At 72.4% G+C, this 20,780-nt stretch carries 23 protein-coding genes and 1 riboswitch; of the genes, 12 read left to right on the forward strand and 11 right to left on the reverse strand.

Features of this window, described 5'->3' with window-relative positions; translation table 11 throughout:
• Window positions 1–39: 39 nt before the first annotated feature.
• Window positions 40–1,320, reverse strand: a complete 1,281-nt coding sequence (locus ACFYR0_RS05495) for an adenosylmethionine--8-amino-7-oxononanoate transaminase (protein WP_389322158.1) — start codon at window positions 1,318–1,320, stop codon at window positions 40–42.
• Window positions 1,313–2,554, reverse strand: coding sequence for a biotin synthase BioB (gene bioB, locus ACFYR0_RS05500; RefSeq protein WP_389322160.1), 1,242 nt, complete (start codon window positions 2,552–2,554; stop codon window positions 1,313–1,315). The genes ACFYR0_RS05495 and bioB overlap by 8 nt, the downstream gene beginning before the upstream one ends.
• 147 nt (window positions 2,555–2,701) lie before the next feature.
• Between bioB and ACFYR0_RS05505 the strand changes: the two genes are divergently transcribed.
• Window positions 2,702–3,829, forward strand: coding sequence for an 8-amino-7-oxononanoate synthase (locus tag ACFYR0_RS05505; protein WP_389322162.1), 1,128 nt, complete (start codon window positions 2,702–2,704; stop codon window positions 3,827–3,829).
• Window positions 3,830–3,904: 75 nt separating this feature from the next.
• On the opposite strand, the gene ACFYR0_RS05510 is transcribed toward ACFYR0_RS05505, so the two are convergent.
• On the reverse strand, window positions 3,905–4,114 hold the full coding sequence (locus ACFYR0_RS05510; RefSeq protein ID WP_389322164.1) for a DUF397 domain-containing protein: 210 nt from the start codon (window positions 4,112–4,114) through the stop codon (window positions 3,905–3,907).
• Window positions 4,115–4,123: 9 nt separating this feature from the next.
• Window positions 4,124–4,993 (reverse strand): helix-turn-helix domain-containing protein, encoded by an 870-nt coding sequence (locus tag ACFYR0_RS05515; RefSeq protein ID WP_389322166.1) that lies wholly within the window; start codon window positions 4,991–4,993, stop codon window positions 4,124–4,126.
• Window positions 4,994–5,206: 213 nt separating this feature from the next.
• Here ACFYR0_RS05515 and ACFYR0_RS05520 point away from each other — a divergent pair, with 213 nt between their 5' ends.
• Window positions 5,207–5,665 carry an ATP-binding protein gene (locus ACFYR0_RS05520; protein ID WP_389322169.1) on the forward strand — a complete coding sequence of 153 codons (459 nt, stop codon included), beginning with the start codon at window positions 5,207–5,209 and terminating at the stop codon, window positions 5,663–5,665.
• A 347-nt stretch (window positions 5,666–6,012) separates the two neighbouring features.
• Here ACFYR0_RS05520 and ACFYR0_RS05525 read toward each other — a convergent pair whose 3' ends face one another.
• Both ACFYR0_RS05525 and ACFYR0_RS05530 read right to left on the reverse strand, forming a co-directional pair.
• The gene (locus ACFYR0_RS05525) at window positions 6,013–6,486 is read right to left on the reverse strand and encodes a C40 family peptidase (RefSeq protein WP_386379612.1); all 474 of its coding nucleotides are present in this window, start codon (window positions 6,484–6,486) and stop codon (window positions 6,013–6,015) included.
• Between the two features lie 4 nt (window positions 6,487–6,490).
• Window positions 6,491–6,693, reverse strand: a riboswitch (cyclic di-AMP (ydaO/yuaA leader).
• A gap of 446 nt (window positions 6,694–7,139) precedes the next feature.
• Window positions 7,140–7,424 (reverse strand): hypothetical protein, encoded by a 285-nt coding sequence (locus tag ACFYR0_RS05530; protein ID WP_389322171.1) that lies wholly within the window; start codon window positions 7,422–7,424, stop codon window positions 7,140–7,142.
• A gap of 342 nt (window positions 7,425–7,766) precedes the next feature.
• On the opposite strand from ACFYR0_RS05530, the gene ACFYR0_RS05535 reads away from it, so the two are divergent.
• The 8 genes from ACFYR0_RS05535 (at window position 7,767) to ACFYR0_RS05570 (ending at window position 14,547) form a co-directional block, all read left to right on the forward strand.
• Window positions 7,767–8,105 carry a TetR family transcriptional regulator C-terminal domain-containing protein gene (locus ACFYR0_RS05535; protein WP_389322174.1) on the forward strand — a complete coding sequence of 113 codons (339 nt, stop codon included), beginning with the start codon at window positions 7,767–7,769 and terminating at the stop codon, window positions 8,103–8,105.
• Window positions 8,106–8,217: 112 nt separating this feature from the next.
• Complete coding sequence (locus ACFYR0_RS05540) at window positions 8,218–8,520, forward strand: urease subunit gamma (RefSeq protein ID WP_386379609.1); 303 nt, start codon at window positions 8,218–8,220, stop codon at window positions 8,518–8,520.
• A 13-nt stretch (window positions 8,521–8,533) separates the two neighbouring features.
• A complete protein-coding gene (locus ACFYR0_RS05545; protein ID WP_356689985.1) occupies window positions 8,534–8,845 on the forward strand; it encodes an urease subunit beta in 312 nt (103 codons plus the stop codon).
• Window positions 8,838–10,559: an urease subunit alpha gene (locus ACFYR0_RS05550; protein WP_389322177.1), complete on the forward strand. Its 1,722-nt coding sequence runs from the start codon at window positions 8,838–8,840 to the stop codon at window positions 10,557–10,559. The genes ACFYR0_RS05545 and ACFYR0_RS05550 overlap by 8 nt, the downstream gene beginning before the upstream one ends.
• On the forward strand, window positions 10,559–11,233 hold the full coding sequence (locus ACFYR0_RS05555; RefSeq protein WP_389322179.1) for an urease accessory protein UreF: 675 nt from the start codon (window positions 10,559–10,561) through the stop codon (window positions 11,231–11,233). The genes ACFYR0_RS05550 and ACFYR0_RS05555 overlap by 1 nt, the downstream gene beginning before the upstream one ends.
• 135 nt (window positions 11,234–11,368) lie before the next feature.
• Window positions 11,369–12,052 carry an urease accessory protein UreG gene (gene ureG, locus ACFYR0_RS05560; protein WP_389322181.1) on the forward strand — a complete coding sequence of 228 codons (684 nt, stop codon included), beginning with the start codon at window positions 11,369–11,371 and terminating at the stop codon, window positions 12,050–12,052.
• The gene (locus ACFYR0_RS05565) at window positions 12,049–12,813 is read left to right on the forward strand and encodes an urease accessory protein UreD (protein WP_389322183.1); all 765 of its coding nucleotides are present in this window, start codon (window positions 12,049–12,051) and stop codon (window positions 12,811–12,813) included. The genes ureG and ACFYR0_RS05565 overlap by 4 nt, the downstream gene beginning before the upstream one ends.
• 111 nt (window positions 12,814–12,924) lie before the next feature.
• Window positions 12,925–14,547, forward strand: coding sequence for an alpha/beta hydrolase (locus ACFYR0_RS05570; protein WP_389322185.1), 1,623 nt, complete (start codon window positions 12,925–12,927; stop codon window positions 14,545–14,547).
• Between the two features lie 82 nt (window positions 14,548–14,629).
• Here ACFYR0_RS05570 and ACFYR0_RS05575 read toward each other — a convergent pair whose 3' ends face one another.
• The 5 genes from ACFYR0_RS05575 to ACFYR0_RS05595 all read right to left on the reverse strand — a co-directional run bounded on the left by ACFYR0_RS05575 (window position 14,630) and on the right by ACFYR0_RS05595 (window position 19,531).
• Complete coding sequence (locus ACFYR0_RS05575) at window positions 14,630–15,655, reverse strand: NAD-dependent epimerase/dehydratase family protein (protein WP_389322187.1); 1,026 nt, start codon at window positions 15,653–15,655, stop codon at window positions 14,630–14,632.
• Window positions 15,656–15,716: 61 nt separating this feature from the next.
• Window positions 15,717–16,436, reverse strand: coding sequence for a lysophospholipid acyltransferase family protein (locus ACFYR0_RS05580; RefSeq protein WP_389322189.1), 720 nt, complete (start codon window positions 16,434–16,436; stop codon window positions 15,717–15,719).
• A 425-nt stretch (window positions 16,437–16,861) separates the two neighbouring features.
• On the reverse strand, window positions 16,862–18,082 hold the full coding sequence (rocD, locus tag ACFYR0_RS05585) for an ornithine--oxo-acid transaminase (RefSeq protein ID WP_389322191.1): 1,221 nt from the start codon (window positions 18,080–18,082) through the stop codon (window positions 16,862–16,864).
• Entirely contained in the window at window positions 18,082–18,903 is an 822-nt protein-coding gene (gene ddaH / locus ACFYR0_RS05590) for a dimethylargininase (RefSeq protein WP_389322193.1), read from the reverse strand. The genes rocD and ddaH overlap by 1 nt, the downstream gene beginning before the upstream one ends.
• Window positions 18,904–19,039: 136 nt before the next feature.
• Window positions 19,040–19,531, reverse strand: a complete 492-nt coding sequence (locus tag ACFYR0_RS05595) for an Lrp/AsnC family transcriptional regulator (RefSeq protein WP_389322195.1) — start codon at window positions 19,529–19,531, stop codon at window positions 19,040–19,042.
• 101 nt (window positions 19,532–19,632) lie between these two features.
• Between ACFYR0_RS05595 and ACFYR0_RS05600 the strand changes: the two genes are divergently transcribed.
• Together ACFYR0_RS05600 and ACFYR0_RS05605 are read left to right on the forward strand one after the other, a co-directional pair.
• Window positions 19,633–20,415, forward strand: coding sequence for a LytR/AlgR family response regulator transcription factor (locus tag ACFYR0_RS05600; protein WP_389322197.1), 783 nt, complete (start codon window positions 19,633–19,635; stop codon window positions 20,413–20,415).
• 1 nt (window position 20,416) lies between these two features.
• A complete protein-coding gene (locus ACFYR0_RS05605; RefSeq protein WP_389322199.1) occupies window positions 20,417–20,776 on the forward strand; it encodes a hypothetical protein in 360 nt (119 codons plus the stop codon).
• Window positions 20,777–20,780: the final 4 nt, after the last annotated feature.

The following is a 20,780-nucleotide window of genomic DNA, read 5'->3' on the forward strand; positions in this document are numbered from 1 at the left end:
CCGTTCGTCCTCGCCGCCGGCCGGCGTCCGCCGGCCGGCTCATCCCTCGTGCGCGGCGGCCCGTACCGCGCGCGCGATCCGCGCCACGTCCTCGTCGCCGGTGACGTACGGCGGCATCGTGTAGATCAGGTCGCGGAACGGCCGCAGCCACACGCCCTCGCGCACCGCGGCCGCGGTCGCCTTCTCCATGTCGACCGGACGGTCGAGCTGGACCACGCCGATCGCGCCCAGCACCCGTACGTCCCGCACGCCCGGCAGCTCGGCCGCGGGGGCCAGGCCCTCGCGCAGACCGGCCTCGATCCGCTTGACCTCCGACTGCCAGTCCTGCCCGAGCAGCAGGTCCAGCGAGGCGCAGGCCACCGCGGAGGCGAGCGGATTGCCCATGAAGGTCGGTCCGTGCGCCAGCACCGGCACCTCGCCCCGCGAGATCCCGTCGGCCACCCGAGGGGTGCACAGCGTGGCCGCCATGCTGAGATAACCGCCGGTCAGCGCCTTGCCCAGGCACATCACATCCGGGGTCACGGCCGCGTGGTCGGCCGCGAACAGCGCGCCGGTGCGGCCGAACCCGGTCGCGATCTCGTCGAACACGAGCAGCACGTCGTGCGCGTCGCACACCTCGCGCAGCACCCGCAGATAGGCGGGGGAGTGGAAGCGCATCCCGCCCGCGCCCTGCACCACCGGCTCGACGATCACCGCCGCCAGTTCGCCCGCGTGCTCCGCGATCGCCGAGCGCAGCAGGTCGGCGTACGCCTCCTCGTACCCGACGGGCGGCGCGTCGACGAACACCTGGTGGGGCAGGACGCCGCTCCACAGGGAGTGCATGCCGCCGTCGGGGTCGCACACGGCCATCGGCTGCCAGGTGTCCCCGTGGTAGCCGCCCCGCCAGGTCAGCAGGCGCCGCTTCTCGGGGCGGCCCAGCGAGCGCCAGTACTGAAGGCACATCTTGACCGCGACCTCGACCGCCACCGAGCCGGAGTCGGAGAGGAACACATGCTCCAGACCCTCGGGTGACATGTCGACAAGACGCTTCGCCAGACCTACGGCGGGCTCGTGGGTGAGCCCGCCGAACATCACATGGCTCATCCGCCCGAGCTGGTCCCGCACCGCCTCGTCCAGCACCGGGTGACGGTAGCCGTGGATCGCCGCCCACCAGGACGACATGCCGTCGACCAGCTCGCCGGAGCCGTCGGCGAGCCGCAGCCGGACACCGCTCGCCGACTCCACGACGAGCGGCCGCGCCCGGCCGGGCATCGGGCCGTAGGGATGCCAGACGTGCCGCTGGTCCAGGTCCAGCAGCTGCGGCACGCTCAGCTCAGGCATTGGGCGCGAGGTCCGTTCCCGCGCCACGGCGGCGGACCGCGACCAGGTCGGGGCGCGGCTCGTTGGACGGGGCCGCGGAAGGCGCGGCGGCCGCCGGGGCCGCCGTACCGCATACGCCGCCCCCTTCGTGGGAGCCGCAGCCGCCCGCCGACTCGTGCGAGCCGCAGCCACCGCCCTCGTGCGAGCCGCAGCCGCCCGCCGCGGCGTGGGAGCCGCAGCCTCCGGCCGTGGCGCGGTGCTCCGGCAGGGTCACCTCGCCGGCGCCCTCCACCTCGAAGCCGGCGTCGGCGATCATGTCCAGGTCGGCCTTGCCCGCTTGACCCTCGCTGGTGAGGTAGTCGCCCAGGAAGATCGAGTTGGCCAGGTTCAGCGCGAGCGGCTGCATCGAGCGCAGGTGCACCTCACGGCCGCCCGCGATCCGGACCTCCACGTCCGGGCAGACGAACCGGACCATCGCGAGGATGCGGAGGCAGCGCTGCGGGGTGAGGTTCCACTCCTTGGCCAGCGGCGTGCCCTCGAACGGGATCAGGAAGTTGACCGGCACCGAGTCCGGGTCCAGCTCGCGCAGCGAGTACACGACGTCGACGAGGTCCTCGTCGGTCTCGCCCATGCCCGCGATCAGGCCCGAGCAGGCCGACAGGCCCGCCGAGTGCGCCTTCTGCACGGTGTCGACGCGGTCGGCGTAGGTGTGCGTGGTGGTGATCTCCCCGTACGTCTCCTCGGACGTGTTGAGGTTGTGGTTGTAGGCGTCGGCGCCCGCCTCGCGCAGCCGCTCGGCCTGGCCGTCGGAGAGCAGACCGAGGCACGCGCACACCTCGACGCCCTCGTTCTGGTCCTTGATGGCCTTGATCGTCTCGGACACCCGGTCCACGTCACGGTCCGTCGGACCGCGCCCGCTGGCCACCAGGCAGACCCGCTTGGCACCCCCGGCGAGACCGGCCGCGGCCGCCTGGGAGGCCTCGTCGGGCTTGAGCCAGGTGTACTTCAGGATCTCGGCCTTGGAGCCGAGCCGCTGGGAGCAGTAGGAGCAGTCCTCGGGACACAGCCCGGACTTCAGGTTGACCAGGTAGTTGAGCTTCACGCGCCGCCCGAACCAATGGCGGCGCACCTTGCCGGCCGCGGCCACCACGTCGAGCAGTTCCTCGTCCGACGTGGCCAGCACGGCGAGCGCTTCCTCGCGGGTCGGCAGCTCGCGCCGAAGCCCCTTGTCCACCAGCGTATTCAGGAGATCCATGAGATCCGATCCTGACGTACGGAACCGCTCCGGGCCAAGGAGACTTCGTACAACGAAGCCCTGTCGGCGTGTGGGTATTGCCACACACTGGGCGGCTGTCCGTGCAGCTAGGGTCTGTGCGCTGCCTACAAATACTCCGGAGGACCCATGGCGTTCGGGTGGATCGACGACCAGGCGCGGATCAGGCGCCGTCGCGGACTCGTCCGGACCCTGCGCCCCCGCGCGGCCGACTCACCCCTGCTGGACCTCGCGAGCAACGACTACCTGGGTCTGACCCGCCATCCGGAGGTCACCGACGGCGCGGCGCGGGCCGCCGCCCGGTGGGGCGGCGGGGCGACCGGCTCACGGCTGGTCACCGGCACCACCGAGCTGCACGGCGAGCTGGAGCGCGAGCTGGCGGACTTCTGCGGCTTCGAGGCGGCCCTGGTCTTCTCCTCCGGCTACGCGGCCAACCTCGCGGCGGTCACCGGGCTCGGCCCGCTGCGCGCGCTGATCGTCGCCGACGAGGGCAACCACGCCTCCCTCATCGACGGCTGCCGCCTGGCCCGCGGCACCACACAGGTGGTGGGGCACGCCGACCCGGACGCGGTCCGCAAGGCGCTCGCCACCCACGACAAACAGGCCATCGTCGTCTCCGACACGGTCTTCTCGGTCGACGGCGACGCCGCCCCGCTGGCCGCTCTGGCCGAGGCCTGCCGGGAGTACGGCGCCGGGCTGCTCGTCGACGACGCGCACGGACTCGGCGTCCTCGGCGACGGCGGGCGCGGCGCGCCCCACGCGGCCGGGCTCGCGGGCGCCGACGACGTCGTGGCCACGGTGACCCTGTCGAAGTCGCTGGGCAGCCAGGGCGGCGCGGTGCTGGGGCCCGCGCGGGTCATCGACCACCTGGTCAACGTCGGCCGCACCTTCATCTTCGACACCGGACTCGCCCCGGCCGCCGCGGGCGCGGCGCTCGCCGCCCTGCGACTGCTGCGGCGCGAGCCCGAGCGCGCGGCGCGGGCCCGCGAGGTGGCGGCCGAGCTGTACGCCCGGCTCACCGCGGAGGGACATCAGGCGGTACGGCCGGACGCGGCCGTGGTCTCGGTGCGGGCTCCGTCCCCGGAGCAGGCCCTCCAGTGGGCGGCCGACTGCCGCTCGGCCGGGCTCGCCGTGGGCTGCTTCAGGCCTCCTTCCGTGCCCGACGGCATCTCCCGGCTGCGGCTGACCGCCCGGGCGGACCTCTCCGGGGAACAGATCGAGCGCGCTGTACGGGTGATCGGCGAGACGCGACCGTAAGTCGGCGTGACACGGCCGTGTTTCGGAACCGATGCGTATTCAGAACTGAGCGTTTTCAGATTCGGTCGAAAACTGTCAGTGGAACGCGGCCGTGAATCCCGCCCAGCTCTCGGGGGAGAAGAACAGGGAGGGTCCGTCCGGATCCTTGGAGTCGCGCACGGCGAGACGTCCGCTCAGACGGGCCGTCTCGACGCAGTTGTTGGCTCCGGTGCTGTAGCTGCTGCGCAGCCACTGTGCGCTGTTCGGTGAGGTGCGGGAGGGTAAATCGCTAGGCAGTGCGGTCATGGTGCCTCCTTACGCGCCGTCGACCGTGGTGGCGATGTAATCCAGCGAGTCCTCAGGTGAAAGAGCGTGCCTCTGAAGGCTGTTGAAGGCCTCGACGTAGGCATCGAGGTCTTCTTTCCGTTCGAGGTAGAGGCTACTCGTCATATGGTCGAGAACAACCACGTCCAGATCAGAAGTGCGCGGAAATGAGAAGATAACGAAAGGCCCGGAGATGCCGATATGCGCCCCGGCCGAGAACGGCAGCACCTGGATGCGCACCTGCGGCAGCCGTGCCGCCTCCAGCAGGCTCCGCAACTGCCGTTCCATCACCTCGGGCCCGCCCACCTCCCGGCGCAGTACGGCCTCGTCCAGCACCGCGGTCAGCTCCAGCGGCGGCCGAGCCCGCAGCACGTCCTGCCGGGCCAGCCGTACCCGTACCAGCGCGTCCAGCCGGTCGTCGGGCTCGCCGCGCAGGTCACCGACCGCGGCGCCGGTCACCGCGCGGGCGTACTCCGGCGTCTGGAGCAGCCCGGGCACGACCGAGGTCTCCAGCGTGCGCATCGCACTGGCCTGCGACTCCAGGCTGATGAAGTCCCGGTACGCGGGCGGCAGCACCCCGCGGTAGGCGTGCCACCAGTGGTGCCGGCCGACCCCGTCGTCCGAGCCCGCCAACGTCAGCAGCAGCTCGCGCAGCTCGGGTTCCGAGACACCGTAGGCGTCCAGCAGTAACCGCACGTCGGCCGGTTTCACGCCACTCGCGCCCGTCTCGATCCGGCTCACTTTCGACTGGTGCCAGCCCACCAGACGGGCCGCCTCACCACTGGTGAGCCCCGTCCGGGCGCGCAGGGCACGCAGCTCGGCGCCGAGTTTGCGGCGGCGCACCGCGGGACCGTGCTGCACGGGAGTACTCCCTACTCCTCAAGAGCCGCCCAAATACGTTCTGCCGTCGCAGAGTTCACCGCTTCGAGCGACAGATATATGCATATCTTGGTGGTTCGGCACCATGACCGGCGCACTGGTGGCAGTCTGGCGGAGAAGCACCAGTCCGGGACCGTACTCGAACCATCCGATCCGTGTCGGACCGCGGTCCCGTGGGAAAGGGACGACGTCGCCATGGCAGACCACCTGGAAGCATCCGTCACTCTGCCGAGCGATCCCGCCTCGGTCTCCGCGGCTCGTGCCTACGTCCTCGACACCCTGGCGGAGTGGGGCCTGCCGTCGGACACGGACGCGGCCGACAGCATCCGGCTCATCGTCTCCGAACTCGCCACCAACGCGGTACAGCACACCTTCGGGCAGTCACCCACCTTCACGGTGGCCATGCGCCTGGAGCGTGACGAACAGCTGCGCATCGGTGTCACCGACAGCCACCCGAGATTCCCCAAACGGCTCCCGGCCGCCGTGCAGCAGGACAACGGCCGCGGCATGGTCATCATCCGCTGGCTGACGGCGGAATGCGGCGGCAGGCTCCGCGTCCGCCCCACCCGCGAGGGCGGCAAGACGGTCGCCATCGAACTCCCCTGGACCGTCCCCGCCCACCCGATCCCCACAGCCGTCCAGAACGACCCCTGACAACGGGCTGCAGAGGGGCAAGAGAAAGGGGCGCGGGGAACCGCGCGACAAGCCGGCCACGACAGCTCCGCCAGGGCCCGAGAAGGGGCGCGGGGAACTGCGCACCAAGCTCGCCACGACCGCCCCGCCAGGCCCCGAGAAACGGCGCGACCACCAGCCCCGACAAGGAGGCGCGGGGAACTGCGCGACAAGCCCACACAGGCCCGCACAGCTCCACGCACGCCCGCCGGCAGGCGCGAGCAAGAACCCACACCGCTCAGGTCGCCCCCGGCGAAACCGCCCCGGCGAAACCGGGCGGACCCGGGCGGTGACGGCCTGTCAGGGCAACCGCACCGCCCGGGAGCGGATCAGCTCACACGCCCGTACCAGACACTGCTCGTCCAGATCTTCTGGAGCCGCACCACGTCACCCGTCTTCGGCGAGTGCCAGATCTTGCCCTTACCGGCGTAGATGCCCACGTGGTACACGTTCGAGCCCGAGTGGAAGAACACCAGGTCCCCGGCCCTGCGGCTCCTGGCCGAGATGTGCCGGGTCTTGTTGTACTGCTGGGCCGCCGTACGAGGCAGCGTCTTGCCCGCCTTCTTGTACGAGTACATCGTCAGCCCGGAGCAGTCGAACCGGTACGGCCCGGTGGCGCCGTACTTGTACGGCGAGCCCTTCTTCGAGGCGGCGACCTGGAGCGCCTTCGTCGCGGGCGTGGCGGCGGCGGCCTCGGCGGCGCCCCCCGGCACCACGAGCGAGCCGCCCACCGCGGCGATGGTGAGGGCCGAAGCCGTACCGGCTCGGGCCATGAGCGACGGGACACGATTCTGCGCGGTCATGCGCAACCCTTCGTCAAACCGCCTGAGAAGGATGACCTGTCGGATTCGGACTGGCGAAGTAGCCCGGCCGCCCGAAGGCGGCTTCACCCCAAGGACCACTCGGAACTTGCGCTCCGGCGGCCCGTCGTGCCTGGGTCCTCCACTCCTGCCGATCCACTCCTGTCGACCGGTCATCCGGGCGGCGGCAGGACTCGGCGTCCGCCCGGACCGCCCCGCCGCGGTGGCGGGGGCTTGTCGTCAGACAGGGATCTTCACTCACAAGTGACCGAAATGCCCAACGGAAACGGGGATTTGTGTTGTTGCTCACCACTCACCCGTTCGGGTGGACACAGTGATCAACCGGGGCTTGTCGAGACCCCGGAACGGCCCCGGACCAGCACGGAAACCCCTGCCGCGGGCTCTCGTCCGCGCGTGCTGCGCAACCGCGCGGGCCCCTCAGGTCGAGAGGTTTCTACTCCAATAGGGGGTACGTCATTTGGTCGGTTTGGCGGCTGGTCCGGACGGTTCGGCGAACGGACTCGGAGACGGCCCGCGGGGCGGTTCGGCGAACGGTCCCGGAGACGGCCGACGGCGCGCGGACGTCTCCTGGTGACGATCGGTCAACTGACTCTCCGTCCGTCGCGGGCGGCCGCTCGACTCCTGGTGACCGTGGATCAGCCGGCCGGCACCGGCCGGTGCGCGGCGGCGGCCGGTGCCGACGGCACGGCCCGCGCCCTCAGCGCGCCGTCCAGGACGACCGCGGCGAGTCCCAGCACCGCCCAGACGGTCGGCGTCAGGGCCGGGCCGGCCCCCGCGGCGCCGTCGAAGCAGGAGACCGAGCGGATCAGCGTCGCCCCTGCGCCGGGCGGCAGCCACTGGCCGAGGACCCCTACGGGCTCGGGCAGCATCTGCGGTGCGGAGGCGGCCCGGGAGAAGGGGTCGCCCAGCAGGACGACCACGCCCGAGGCGAGGCCGATCCGGCCGGGCCGATCAGCGAGGCGAGGCCCGCGACCGTGCCGCCGACGGCCGGCGCGGGCAGGGCGAGGACCCCGCGGCCTCCGTCCACCAGTCGCCCGTCAGCACACCCGGCCGGCTGTGCGCGAGGGCCGCCCCGACCGCGCCGGCCAGGCCCGCGGTGCCCACAGCACGGCCACCGCGCGACCGCCCCGCAGTCCGCCCAGGACGACCAGGGCGCCCATCGCCACACCGGCGAGGCTTAGCGGCGGCACGCTGGCGCCCGGCGTCGCCCCGCGCGGGTCGTCCTCGGGCCGGACGTGCTGATGCCCCGGGTGCCGGCCGGGATGCGCGAGCGACGGCCGCTGCTGCTGGAGGGCGGCGAGTGGATGTTCCCCCGGCTGATGGTGCAGGTGTGGACCGAGACCCTGCGCAACGAACAGCTCGCCGCGCTGCTCGCGCCCGGCTTCGAACGCATCCCGGAGGGCCGGCGGGAGGTCGCCGAGTCCTACCGCCGGGCGGGGCTGCCGGCGAAGGACGCGGACGCCGACGCGCTCGCCCGCGTGATGGTCGCCGTGGTGCAGGGATTCGCCGTGCGGACGGCCCTGTTCGGCGACGTCCCGCAGGAGACGCTGCGCGCCGGACTGCGGGCGATGACGGGCGTCGGCGGATCACAGCTCGGTTAACGTGACCGAAACCCGGCGCAACTAGCCTGCCCCACCACGCCACCAGGCACTTTCCCCGGTGGCAGCGGCGTCCGGGCCCCGCACGGCCCGGAGCGAGGAGGTGAGGTGGGACGTGCAACTGACCCCGCACGAGCAGGAGAGGCTGCTGATCCACGTGGCGGCCGACGTCGCCGAGAAGCGCCGGGCCCGTGGTCTGCGGCTCAACCACCCCGAGGCCGTGGCCCTGATCACCTCGCACCTCCTCGAAGGTGCCCGCGACGGCCGCACCGTCGCCGAACTGATGGCCTCAGGACGGAAGTTGCTCACCCGTGACGACGTCATGGACGGCGTCCCGGAGATGATCCACGACGTCCAGGTCGAGGCCACCTTCCCGGACGGCACCAAGCTCGTCACCGTCCACGACCCGATCGTGTGAGAGGGGCGGCCCGATGATTCCCGGCGAGATCCTGTTCGCGGACGGCCCCGTGGTCCTCAACGAGGGCCGTGAGGTCACCCGGCTGACCGTCCTCAACTCCGCCGACCGGCCCGTACAGGTCGGCTCCCACTACCACTTCGCCGAGGCCAACCCGGGCCTCGACTTCGACCGCGCCGCCGCCCGCGGCAAGCGGCTGAACGTCGCCGCCGGTACGGCCGTACGGTTCGAGCCCGGCATCCCCGTCGAGGTCGAACTCGTCCCGCTCGCCGGCGCGCGGATCGTGCCCGGACTGCGCGGGGAGACCGGAGGTGCCCTCGATGCGTGAGATCTCCCGTGCCGCCTACGCCGACCTGTTCGGGCCGACCACCGGCGACCGCATCCGGCTCGCCGACACCGACCTGCTGATCGAGATCGAGGAGGACCGCTCGGGCGGACCCGGACTCGCCGGTGACGAGGCGGTGTTCGGCGGTGGCAAGGTCATCCGCGAGTCCATGGGCCAGGCGCGTGCTACGCGCGCAGACGGAACCCCGGACACCGTGATCACCGGCGCCGTGATCGTCGACCACTGGGGTGTGGTCAAGGCCGACGTAGGCATCCGTGACGGCCGGATCACCGGCATCGGCAAGGCGGGCAACCCTGACACCATGGACGGCGTCCACCCCGACCTGGTGATCGGCCCCGAGACCGAGGTGATCGCGGGCAACGGGCGCATCCTCACCGCCGGTGCCATCGACGCGCACGTCCACTTCATCTGCCCGCAGATCGCCGACGAGGCGCTGTCCTCGGGGATCACGACCCTGGTCGGCGGCGGCACCGGACCGGCCGAGGGATCGAAGGCCACCACGGTCACGCCCGGCCCCTGGCATCTGGCCCGCATGCTGGAGGCGATGGAGGCACATCCCCTCAACATCGGCCTGCTCGGCAAGGGCAACACCGTCTCCCACGAGGCCATGCTGTCCCAGATCCGCGGGGGCGCCCTCGGTCTGAAGCTGCACGAGGACTGGGGCTCCACCCCGGCCGTGATCGACGCCTCGCTGACCGTCGCGGAGCGGACCGGCATCCAGGTCGCCATCCACACCGACACGCTGAACGAGGCGGGCTTCGTCGGCGACACCCTCGCCGCGATCGCCGGGCGCGGCATCCACGCGTACCACACCGAGGGCGCGGGCGGCGGCCACGCGCCGGACATCATGACCGTGGTCTCCGAGCCGCATGTGCTGCCCAGCTCCACCAACCCGACGCGGCCCTTCACCGTCAACACCGCCGAGGAACACCTCGACATGCTGATGGTCTGCCACCACCTCAACCCGGCCGTCCCCGAGGACCTCGCCTTCGCCGAGTCCCGCATCCGGCCCTCGACCATCGGCGCCGAGGACGTACTCCACGACCTGGGCGCCATCTCGATCATCTCCTCCGACTCCCAGGCCATGGGCCGCGTCGGCGAGGTGATCCTGCGTACCTGGCAGACCGCGCACGTGATGAAGCGCCGCAGGGGCGCGCTGCCGGGGGACTCGCACGCCGACAACCACCGAGTACGTCGCTATGTCGCCAAATACACGATCAACCCGGCCCTCGCGCAGGGACTCGCCCGGGAGATCGGGTCGGTCGAGAGCGGCAAGCTCGCCGACCTGGTGCTGTGGGACCCGGCGTTCTTCGGCGTCAAGCCCCAGCTCGTCCTCAAGGGCGGCCAGATCGCCTATGCGCAGATGGGCGACGCCAACGCCTCCATCCCCACCCCGCAGCCGATCCTGCCGCGCCCCATGTACGGCGCGATCGGCCGGGCTCCGGCGGCCAACTCCGTGAACTTCGTCGCCCCCCTCGCCGTCGAGGACGGGCTGCCGGAGCGGCTGGGGCTCGGGAAGAGGTTCGTGGCGATCGAGTCCACGCGGGCGGTCACCAAGGCCGACATGCGCGAGAACGACGCCCGGCCCCGGGTCGAGGTCGACCCCGACAGTTTCGCCGTGCACATCGACGGCGAACTCGTCGAGGCCACCCCGGCGGCCGAACTGCCCATGGCCCAGCGTTACTTCCTCTTCTGATGTCCCGGGCAGCGCTACTCGTCCTCGCCGACGGCCGCTTCCCCGCCGGAGGGCACGCGCACTCCGGCGGGGCCGAGGCCGCGGTCAAGGCCGGGCGGGTCACGGACGCGGCGACGCTGGAGGACTTCTGCCGGGGGCGGCTGCACACGGCCGGGCTGGTGGCCGCGGGGCTCGCGGCGGCGGCCGCGCGCGGGCTGGACCCGGTGGAACTGGACGCCGCAGCCGACGCCCGAACGCCGTCGCCCGCGCTGCGGACGGCCGCGCGCCGACTGGGGCGGCAGTTGCTGCGGGCCGCGCGGGCGACCTGGCCCTCGCCCGAACTCGACGCACTGGCGGGGCGGTTCCCCAAGGGGGCCCACCAGCCCGTGGTGCTCGGTGCCGTGGCGCGGGCGGCCGGGCTCGGGGCGCTCGACGCGGCGTACTGCGCGGTCTACGAGAGCGTCAGCGGGCCGGCGACGGCGGTGGTGCGACTGCTGAGTCTGGATCCGTTCGAGGCCACGGCGGTGCTGGCGCGGCTGGCGCCAGAGCTGGATCTCGTGGCCGACCGGGCGGTGGAGGCGGCGGGGCGGGCCGTGGGGGAGGGGGTGGGGGTACTGCCCGCGGGGTCCGCGCCGCTGCTGGAGCTGTCGGCGGAGGCGCATGCGGCGTGGCCCGTGCGGTTGTTCGCTTCGTAGGAGTTCCTCGCCCCCGCCGTCCCGTCCCGTCCCGTCCCCAGGGGGCTCCGCCCCCGGACCCCCGGGCCTCGCCCGCCCACCACCCGGAACCGGCAGCCGAGAAGGGCCGGTTCGGAACCGAAGGAGCCGTGAGACATGCATCTGGATTCGATTCACCCCGGTGCCTCCGCCGTCAGTGCCGATGCCCGGCGGCCCGACGGGCGGCGGAGGGCGTTGCGGGTCGGGCTCGGGGGGCCCGTGGGGTCCGGTAAGACGGCGACGGTCGCGGCGCTGTGCCGGGTCCTGCGGGAGGAACTGTCCCTCGCCGTCGTGACCAACGACATCTACACCCGCGAGGACGCCGAGTTCCTGCTGCGCGAGGCCGTGCTGCCGCCCGAGCGGATCGCCGCCGTGGAGACCGGGGCCTGCCCGCACACCGCGATCCGGGACGACATCTCCGCCAACCTGGAGGCGGTGGAGGACCTGGAGGACGAGGTGGGTCCGCTCGACCTGGTGCTCGTCGAGTCCGGCGGCGACAACCTCACCGCCACCTTCTCCAAGGGGCTGGTGGACGCGCAGATCTTCGTCATCGACGTGGCCGGGGGCGACGACATCCCGCGCAAGGGCGGACCCGGCGTGACCACGGCCGACCTGCTGGTCGTCAACAAGACCGACCTCGCCCCCTACGTCGGCTCGGACCTCGCGCGGATGGCGGCCGACGCCAAGGTGCAGCGGGCCGAACTGCCCGTCGTCTTCCAGTCCCTGCGCGAGGAGCGGGGTGTCACCGAGGTGGCCGCGTGGGTGCGCGGACAGCTCGCCGTGTGGCGGGCCCGCGGATGAGCGGCGTACGCGCCACCGCACGGGTCGTCGCCCGCGCCGACGGACGGGGCGGTACCGCCCTGCCCGTCCTGGAGAGCGAGGGCCCGCTGGCGCTGCGCCGGACCAGGGCGCACGGCGACGAGGCGCGGGTGATGCTCGTCGGGGCCATGAGCGGGCCGCTCGGCGGCGACCACCTCACGGTCCGCGCGGAGGCCGGAGCAGGCGCCCGGCTGCGGGTCGGCTCCGCCGCCGCCACCCTGGCGCTGCCGGGGCAGACCAAGACGGAGGCCCGCTACGACGTCCTGCTCGACGTCGCCGACGGAGGTGAACTGCGCTGGCTCCCCGAGCAGTTGATCTCGGCGCGCGGCAGTGACCTGTATGTCACCACTCGTGCCGAACTGGCCGCCTCCGCCCGGCTGGTGCTGCGCGAGGAGCAGGTACTCGGCCGGGCCGGGGAGGAACCCGGGCGGCTCACCAGCCGTCTCACGGTGCGGATCGAGGGCCGCACCCTGCTCGACCAGGAGCTGTCCTGCGGGCCCGGCGCACCGGGCGGCTGGGACGGCCCCGCCGTGCTCGGGGGGCACCGCGCGGTCGGACAACTGATCGTCGTGGGAACCGAGTTCGCGGAACGGCCGGTCACGGCCCGGGTGCTGGGCGAGGGAGCCGTGCTGATGCCCCTCGCCGGGCCGGCCGCGCTCGTCGGCGCCGTCGCCCCCGACGCCCTGCGGCTGCGCCGGGTGCTGGACGAGGCGCTCGGCGGGCTCGACCGGGGTGACCGCTGACCGGTCATCCGGTTCCGGTTATCGGATTGGCAAAGAACCGCGGCCGCCCCTGTCCCGCACCACCTCGCAGCCACCAGGATCACCCCGTACTCGTGTCTGAACGTCGAAATCATGTACGGGGAGGACTACTTGAGAGACACCGAAGCGAAGAGGCGTACGGCCGCCGCGGGTTCGGCCGGTGCGCTGATCGCCGCGACGCTGATCGCCGGGGCAGTGACCGCGCCCACGGCCAGCGCCAGCCAGGGTGACAGCCGTCACCGCACCGTCAGCGAGGCGCACGGCGCCGCGATCGCGGCGGCCCGCGCCGCGAAGGCCGGGATCAACTGGCAGGACTGCCCGCCCGACTGGGGCCTGGAGCAGCCCATCAAGTGCGGCTGGGTCACCGTGCCGCTCGACTACGCCAAGCCGTACGGCAAGCAGATCAAGCTCGCCGTCGACCGCATCGGCCACACCGGCACCCCCGAGGAGCGCCAGGGCGCCCTCCTCTACAACCCCGGTGGCCCCGGCGGCTCCGGCCTGCGCTTCCCGCGCCGCGTCGTCACCGGCGCGCCCGTGTGGGCGAAGACGGCCAAGGCCTACGACTTCGTCGGCTTCGACCCGCGCGGGGTCGGCAAGTCGGCTCCGATCTCCTGCGTCGACCCGCAGGAGTTCGTCAAGGCGCCCAAGATGGACCCGGTGCCGGACAGCGAGGCCGACAAGCGCGCCCAGCGCAAGCTGGCCCGTGAGTACGCGGACGGCTGTGCCGAGCGCAGCGGCGAGATGCTGCCGCACATGACCACGCCCAACACCGCGCGCGACCTGGACGTCATCCGCGCCGCGCTCGGCGAGAAGAAGCTGAACTTCCTCGGCGTCTCCTACGGCACCTACCTCGGCGCGGTCTACGGCACGCTGTTCCCGACGCACGTGCGCCGCATGGTCGTCGACAGCGTGGTCAACCCCTCCCGCGAGAAGATCTGGTACCAGGCCAACCTGGACCAGGACGTCGCCTTCGAGGGCCGCTGGAAGGACTGGCAGGACTGGGTCGCCGCCAACGACGCCACCTACCACCTCGGCACCACCCGTGACGCCGTCCAGGCCAAGTGGCTCGAACTGCGGGCCGCCGCCAAGAAGAGCCCGCTCGGCGGGGTCGTCGGCCCGGCCGAGCTGATCTCCTTCTTCCAGAGCGCCCCGTACTTCGACAGCACCTGGGCCTCGAGCGCGCGCGTCCTGAGCGCGTGGGCCGCCGGTGACACCCAGGCCGTCGTGGACGCCGCCGCCCCCGACCCGAGCGACACCGCGGGCAACGCCTCCTCGGAGAACGGCAACGCCGTCTACACGGCCGTCGAGTGCGCCGACGCCCAGTGGCCCACCAGCTGGAAGAAGTGGGACCGGGACAACACGCGGCTGCACCGCGACCACCCGTTCATGACCTGGTCCAACGCCTGGATGAACCTGCCGTGCGCGACCTGGCCGGCCAAGCAGCGGACGCCGGTGAACGTGAAGACCCACAAGGGTCTGCCGCCCGTGCTCATCGTGCAGGCCGACCGGGACGCGGCGACGCCGTACGAGGGTGCGGTGGAACTGCACGCGCGCTTCAAGGGCTCCCGTCTGATCACCGAGAAGAACGCGGGCTCGCACGGTGTCACCGGCCTGGTCAACTCCTGCGTCAACGACCGTGTGGACGCCTATCTGCTGACCGGGGCGCTGGACTCGTCGGACGTGACGTGCGCGGCGCACGCCACCCCGAAGCCGTAGCGCTCCGCTCGGCGGGATGTGGTTCGGTGCCCTGTGGCTGCGCCCGCGCGGCGGAGCCGCACACCGACACAGCCCCGCGCCCCTAGGTGAGCCAGGCGTCCTCGGCGTCGTAGTCGAAGAGGTCGCCGTACGTGGCGTACATCTTCGGGTACGCCTCTCGCCAGTCCCTTCCGGACAGGCGGTCCGTGATCCACTCGACCGTCTCCGGGAGGGACTCGGCGTATCCGGTCACCTGGCGGTAGCCGAGCTCCCGGCGGGCCGCCGACATGTCGCAGATGACCGGCACCGGCACCGACCAGGGGGAGTCGCCCACCGTCGGGGCCGGTGCGGGACCGTCGACCAGGACGGTCCTGGGCGGTGCCACCCCCATCACCGTGTCGATGGCCTCGGCGATCTCCGCGACCGTCGGGGCCTCGTCGTCACAGGCGTTGAGGACCCGGGAGCCGGGCCGGGCCGCCGCCAGCCGGATCAGCTCGGCCAGGTTGTGCACACTCGCGGGATGGAAGCGGCTCTCGCCGCCGTGGGCGAGAACGCGGCTGCGGCGGCCGTCCAGGTTGCGTTTGACGAAGTAGAGCTCGCGCGGGGTACGGCAGTGCGGGCCGTGCACCGCGCCGGCGCGCAGCAGCGTGGCCGGCAACCGGTCGCCTGCGGCGAGGAGTTCGCGCTCCACCGCCACCTTGCGGGTGCTGTACGTGGCGTCGCCGGGGGAGACCGTCGGCTGTGTCTCCGGGATCGGCAGCGGGTAGTGCGGGAAGCCGTCGGGCTCGGACTGGGTGTCGAAGCCGCGGCCCGCGCCGTCCTCGTAGACGGCAACGCTGGAGATCACCACGGCCGAGCCGACGCGGCCGGCCAGCCCGGTCAGCTGGCGGGCGTGGTGCTCCCGGAAGGCGACCATGTCGACGAGCACCTCGCAGTCCTCGCCGACCACCGCCTCCAGCGCCCTGTGGTCCTCGCGGTCGAGCCGGACCGCGCGCACTCCCTCCGGCCAGGCCGCGTCACGGCCGCCGCCCCGCGAGGCGGCCGTCACCTCCCAGCCGTCCCGGGCCAGCGCCGCCACCGCCGGTCGCCCGATCTGTCCCGTCGCCCCGATCACCACAGCTCGTCCCATGCGGCGACCGTACGCGCCCGGCGGCCCGGGCCCCAAGGGCGTCTGCCGACAGCAGAGCGCGTCAGGTCAGCGGCATCCGCGGGAACCTGCGCTCCTTGGCGTCGGCGGCCTGCTCCGCCTTGGCGACGGCCGCGTACGTGTCGACGTACTCCTGGCCGGACAGTTCCAGGATCGCGTACATGATCTCGTCGGTGATCGCGCGCAGGACCGCCTTCTCGTGCTCCATCCCCGCGTAGCGGGAGAAGTCCAGCGGCTCGCCGAACCGGATGACCACCGGGTGGAAACGGGGAACGATCCTGCCGGGCGGCTGCGCCTCGAAGGTGCCGATCATCGCGCACGGGACGACGGGGACGCCCGCCCTCAGCGCCATGACGGCGACGCCGACCTTGCCCTTGTAGAGGCGGCCGTCGTGCGAGCGGGTGCCCTCGGGATAGATGCCCAGCAACTGGTCCTTGGCCAGCACGCCGAGGCCCTCGCGGATGGCGGCCTGTCCCGCCTCCTTGCCCGAGCGGTCCACCGGGATCTGCCCCACGCTGTGGAAGAAGGCCGCGGTGAGCCGGCCCTTGAGACCCGGCCCCGTGAAGTACTCGGCCTTCGCCAGGAAGGTGATGCGGCGCTTGAGCACGGCCGGCATCAGGAAGTGGTCCGAGAACGACAGATGGTTCCCGGCGACGATGGCCGCCCCCGAGGACGGCACATGCTCCAGGCCCTCGATCCGGGGCCGGAAGACCAGCCTCAGCAGCGGGCCCAGCAGTACGTACTTGAGCAAGTGGTAGAACAAGGGCGCTCCTCACTCCGGCGAAGCCGCCCAACCCCCTTGTTCCCGCAGGTCAACCGGCCCGTTCTGATGGGGAGTCAGTGTAGGCGCGGGTGCCCGGGACGGGAACCGGGCCCGGCCGTGCCGGGGACGGGCGGGTGACGGGAAACGATCCCTCCGGACGAGGGAATCCCGGTCCTCGGCCCGTCAGTGCGGGGAACCCGGCCTCCGCGGCCCGGCCCACCGGAGCCGGAAACCCGGCGCCGCGGAAGCGTGGCGCGGCCCGCCGGAGCCGGAAACCCGGCGCCGCGGAAGCGGGGCGCGGCCCGCCGGAGCCGGAAACCCGGCGCCGCGGAAGCGCGGTCCGGCCCGCCGGAGCCGGAAACCCGGCCCCCGGAAGCGGGGCGCGGCCGACCCAAGGCCGCGCCCCCGAAGGACCGGGACGCCGGTCAGCCCGTCAGCACCTTCTCCAGCGAGCCCATCGCCGACAGGAGTTCCTCCGCGGTGATGGTCAGCGGCGGCGCGATCCGGATCGTGGAGCCGTGCGTGTCCTTGACCAGGACACCCTCGCGCATCAGGCGCTCGCTGATCTCGCGGCCCGTGCCGATGGCCGGATCGATGTCGACGCCCGCCCACAGGCCGCGCGCGCGGAAGCCGACGACACCCTTGCCGACCAGCTCGGTCAGCCCGTCGCGCAGCACCACGCCCAGCTCCGAGGCACGGCGCTGGAACTCGCCGGTCTCCAGCAGCTCCACCACGGCCGTGCCGACCGCCGCGGCCAGCGGGTTGCCGCCGAAGGTCGAGCCGTGCTCGCCCGGCCGCAGCACCCCGAGCACCTCGCGGCTGCCGATCACCGCGGACACCGGCACGATGCCGCCGCCCAGCGCCTTGCCGAGCAGCACCAGGTCCGGGACGACGTCCTCGTGCTCGACGGCGAGGGTGCGCCCGGTGCGGCCGAGGCCGGACTGGATCTCGTCGGCGATGAACAGACACCCCTGGCGGCGGGTCAGTTCACGGACCCCGGTGAGGTAGCCGTCGCCGGGGATGACGACGCCGGCCTCGCCCTGGATCGGCTCGATCAGCACGGCGGCGGTCGTCTCGTCGACGGCCTCCTCCAGCGCGGCGAGGTCGTCGTACGGCACGATCCTGAAGCCGGGCGCGAACGGTCCGAACCCGGCCCGCGCGGTCTCGTCGGTGGAGAAGCCGACGATGGTCGTCGTACGGCCGTGGAAGTTCTCCGCCGCGACCACGATCGTGGCCCGGTCGGCGGGCACGCCCTTGACCTCGTAGGCCCACTTGCGGGCCACCTTGATGGCGCTCTCCACCGCCTCGGCGCCGGTGTTCATCGGCAGCACCATGTCGTGCCCGGTGAGCGCGGCGAGCCGGTGGGCGAACTCGGCGAGCCGGTCGTTGTGGAACGCCCGCGAGGTGAGCGTGAGGCGGTCCAGCTGACGGTGCGCGGCCTCGGTCAGCGCCGGGTTGCGGTGGCCGAAGTTGAGGGCCGAGTACCCGGACAGCATGTCGAGATAGCGGCGGCCCTCGACGTCCTCCACCCAGGTGCCCTCGGCACGCGCCACGACCACGGGCAGCGGGTGGTAGTTGTGGGCGAGGACCGGCTCCTCGGCGCGGATCAGCTCGGCGGAGGAGCGGGTGCGGGCGGGTGCGGTCATCAGCGGATCTCCTGGGTGCAGCACTTGATGCCGCCGCCGGCCTTCAGGAACTCCGACAGGTCGACGGCGACGGGGACATAGCCGCGCTCGGCGAGTTTCCCGGCGAGCGCCTCGGCCTGCGGCGCGATGAACACATGGCGGCCGTCCGACACGGAGTTCAGCCCGAAGGAGGTGGCGTCCTCGCGGGTCGCCCTCACCGCGTCCGGGAAGAGCCGTTCGAGCACCTCACGGCTGCCGGGCGAGAACGCCTCGGGGTAGTAGACGATGTTGTTGCCGTCGCCCGAGTCGTCCAGCACGAACAGCGCCGTGTCCAGGTGGTAGAAGTACGGGTCCACCAGGTTCAGACTGATCACCGGACGGCCGAAGAACTCCTGCGCCTCGCGGTGCGCCTCACGGGTGGTGCGGAAGCCGTGCCCGGCGAGCAGGTACCGGCCCGTCCAGACCAGGTCGCCCTCGCCCTCGCACACCGACTCCGGGCGGTGCACGGCGAAACCGGCCTGCTTGAACCACATGTCGTAGTGCACGGACTCCGGGCGCCGCTCCTCCGCGTGGAACAGCGAGCCGAGGACGCGGCCGTCGACGACGACCGCCGAGTTCGCGGCGAACACCATGTCGGGCAGTCCGGCGACAGGCTGCACGGAGTCGACGGTGTGCCCGTGGGCACGGTAGGTGCGGATCAGCTCCTGCCACTGCTCCTGGGCCAGGTCGACATCGACCTCGACGTCGGGATGCATCCAGGGATTGATCGCGTACTGCACGGCGAAGTGTCTGGGTTCGCAGACGAGGTAACGCCGCCGGCGCGGCACACGGCTGTCGGTCACAGAGGGGTCCCTCCGCTTCCTGGGGTGATCGGTCAGGGGTGATACCACGGTAGAAACCGACACCGACGCCCGACAAGAAACAAAAGCTGCGCGTCCGCGCAGGAATGCTGCGTGTCGATCAGGGCTTACGCACGTCTCATGCGCCCTCGGGGGCGGGCTGGGACGCACCCGCCTCCGGACTCTCCGGCAGCAGATGGGACAGCACCATCACACTGATCGTCTTGCGGATGAAGGGCTCCGTACGGATGCGCTCCAGCACCTCCTCGAAGTGCCCCACGTCCCGCGCCCGCACATGCAGCAGCGCGTCCGCTCCGCCCGTCACCGTCATCGCCGCGGTGATCTCCGGATGGTTGCGCACCACCTCGGCGAGCCGCCGCGGCGGCGCCGCGCCCTCGCAGTACACCTCGACGTACGCCTCCGTGCGCCAGCCCAGCGCCGAGGGCCGCACGGTCGCCGTGAACCCGGTGATCACGCCGGTCTCGCGCAGCCGGTCCACCCGGCGCTTGACCGCCGTCGCCGACAGCCCGATCGCCCCGCCGATCTCGGCGAAACTGGACCGGGCGTTCGCCATCAGGGCGGTGATGATCTTCCGGTCGAGCTCGTCGAACGGAGGGGTGCTGCTGTTCACACCGCCACTGTATCCAGCGCAAACGCGCCTGCCGCGTCCCACGCGAACGTCCTCGCCGAGTCCGTGTCCAGGCCCGCCGATCACGCCTACACTCCACGTTCATGCTGCGCGCCCTGGCTGTCGACGACGAACGCCCCTCGCTGGAGGAACTGCTCTACCTCCTCAACGCCGACCCCCGCGTCGGCAGCGTGGAGGGCGCGGGCGACGCCACCGAGGCGCTGCGCCGCATCAACCGGGCCCTGGAGAGCGGCCCCGACGGTCCCGAGGCCATCGACGTCGTCTTCCTCGACATCAACCTGCCCGGCCTCGACGGCCTCGACCTCGCCCGGCTGCTCACCGGCTTCGCCAGGCCCCCGCTGGTCGTCTTCGTCACCGCCCACGAGGACTTCGCCGTCCAGGCCTTCGACCTCGACGCCGTCGACTACGTCCTCAAACCCGTCCGCCGCGAACGCCTCGCGGAGGCCGTCCGCCGCGCCTGCGACCTCAAGCCAGGCGCCCCGCGCGGCACGGAACCGCCGGCCGGCCCCGCCCCGCGCATACCCGTGCACGAGCCCGACCCCGACCAGATACCCGTCGAACTCGGCGGTGTGACCCGCTTCGTCGCCGTCGACGACATCACCCATGTCGAGGCCCGCGGCGACTACGCCCGGCTGCACACCGCCCGCGGCAGCCATCTGGTCCGCATCCCGCTGTCCACCCTGGAGGACCGCTGGCGCGCCCGCGGCTTCGTCCGCATCCACCGCCGCCACCTCGTCGCCCTGCGCCACATCGCCGAACTCCGCCTGGACGCGGGCTCCGTGAGCGTCCTGGTCGGCGCCGAGGAGCTCCAGGTCAGCCGCCGGCACGCGCGCGAGCTGCGGGACCTGCTGATGCGGAGGCCCTGACATGCCCCAGGACCCCGCCGAGACCCGGGTCGTCGTCACCGGCCCGCCCCGCCGCACCCGCCGCACCCCGGCCCGCCTGCGCCCGCGCACCGAGATCGACGAGCAGACCACCCTGGGCCACACCTACGTCCGCTCCCTGATGCGCAGCCAACTGCGCGCCGCGCTCACCGCGTTCGCCGTCCTCGTCCTGCTCGTCGGCCCGCTGCCCCTGCTCTTCAGCGCCATGCCCGCCGCCCGCCGCCTGGAGTGGGGCGTCCTCGGCTTCGGCCTGTACGCACCCCTCGTACTGCTCGCCCGCTGGTACGTGCGCCGCGCCGAACGCAACGAGCGGGACTTCGTCAGCCTCGTCGAGGACCGGTGAGCCG

This window comes from Streptomyces sp. NPDC005017 (assembly GCF_042873115.1).
Lineage (GTDB): Bacteria > Actinomycetota > Actinomycetes > Streptomycetales > Streptomycetaceae > Streptomyces.

Bases quoted from the DNA above. Each gene is read 5' to 3' on its own strand.
- ACFYR0_RS05495 (WP_389322158.1), bottom strand. From the start codon at position 1,320: ATGCCTGAGCTGAGCGTGCCGCAGCTGCTGGACCTGGACCAGCGGCAC.
- bioB (WP_389322160.1), bottom strand. From the start codon at position 2,554: ATGGATCTCCTGAATACGCTGGTGGACAAGGGGCTTCGGCGCGAGCTG.
- ACFYR0_RS05505 (WP_389322162.1), top strand. From the start codon at position 2,702: ATGGCGTTCGGGTGGATCGACGACCAGGCGCGGATCAGGCGCCGTCGC.
- ACFYR0_RS05510 (WP_389322164.1), bottom strand. From the start codon at position 4,114: ATGACCGCACTGCCTAGCGATTTACCCTCCCGCACCTCACCGAACAGC.
- ACFYR0_RS05520 (WP_389322169.1), top strand. From the start codon at position 5,207: ATGGCAGACCACCTGGAAGCATCCGTCACTCTGCCGAGCGATCCCGCC.
- ACFYR0_RS05525 (WP_386379612.1), bottom strand. From the start codon at position 6,486: ATGACCGCGCAGAATCGTGTCCCGTCGCTCATGGCCCGAGCCGGTACG.
- ACFYR0_RS05535 (WP_389322174.1), top strand. From the start codon at position 7,767: ATGCGCGAGCGACGGCCGCTGCTGCTGGAGGGCGGCGAGTGGATGTTC.
- ACFYR0_RS05545 (WP_356689985.1), top strand. From the start codon at position 8,534: ATGATTCCCGGCGAGATCCTGTTCGCGGACGGCCCCGTGGTCCTCAAC.
- ACFYR0_RS05550 (WP_389322177.1), top strand. From the start codon at position 8,838: ATGCGTGAGATCTCCCGTGCCGCCTACGCCGACCTGTTCGGGCCGACC.
- ACFYR0_RS05555 (WP_389322179.1), top strand. From the start codon at position 10,559: ATGTCCCGGGCAGCGCTACTCGTCCTCGCCGACGGCCGCTTCCCCGCC.
- ureG (WP_389322181.1), top strand. From the start codon at position 11,369: ATGCATCTGGATTCGATTCACCCCGGTGCCTCCGCCGTCAGTGCCGAT.
- ACFYR0_RS05565 (WP_389322183.1), top strand. From the start codon at position 12,049: ATGAGCGGCGTACGCGCCACCGCACGGGTCGTCGCCCGCGCCGACGGA.
- ACFYR0_RS05570 (WP_389322185.1), top strand. From the start codon at position 12,925: ATGTACGGGGAGGACTACTTGAGAGACACCGAAGCGAAGAGGCGTACG.
- ACFYR0_RS05575 (WP_389322187.1), bottom strand. From the start codon at position 15,655: ATGGGACGAGCTGTGGTGATCGGGGCGACGGGACAGATCGGGCGACCG.
- rocD (WP_389322191.1), bottom strand. From the start codon at position 18,082: ATGACCGCACCCGCCCGCACCCGCTCCTCCGCCGAGCTGATCCGCGCC.
- ACFYR0_RS05600 (WP_389322197.1), top strand. From the start codon at position 19,633: ATGCTGCGCGCCCTGGCTGTCGACGACGAACGCCCCTCGCTGGAGGAA.
- ACFYR0_RS05605 (WP_389322199.1), top strand. From the start codon at position 20,417: ATGCCCCAGGACCCCGCCGAGACCCGGGTCGTCGTCACCGGCCCGCCC.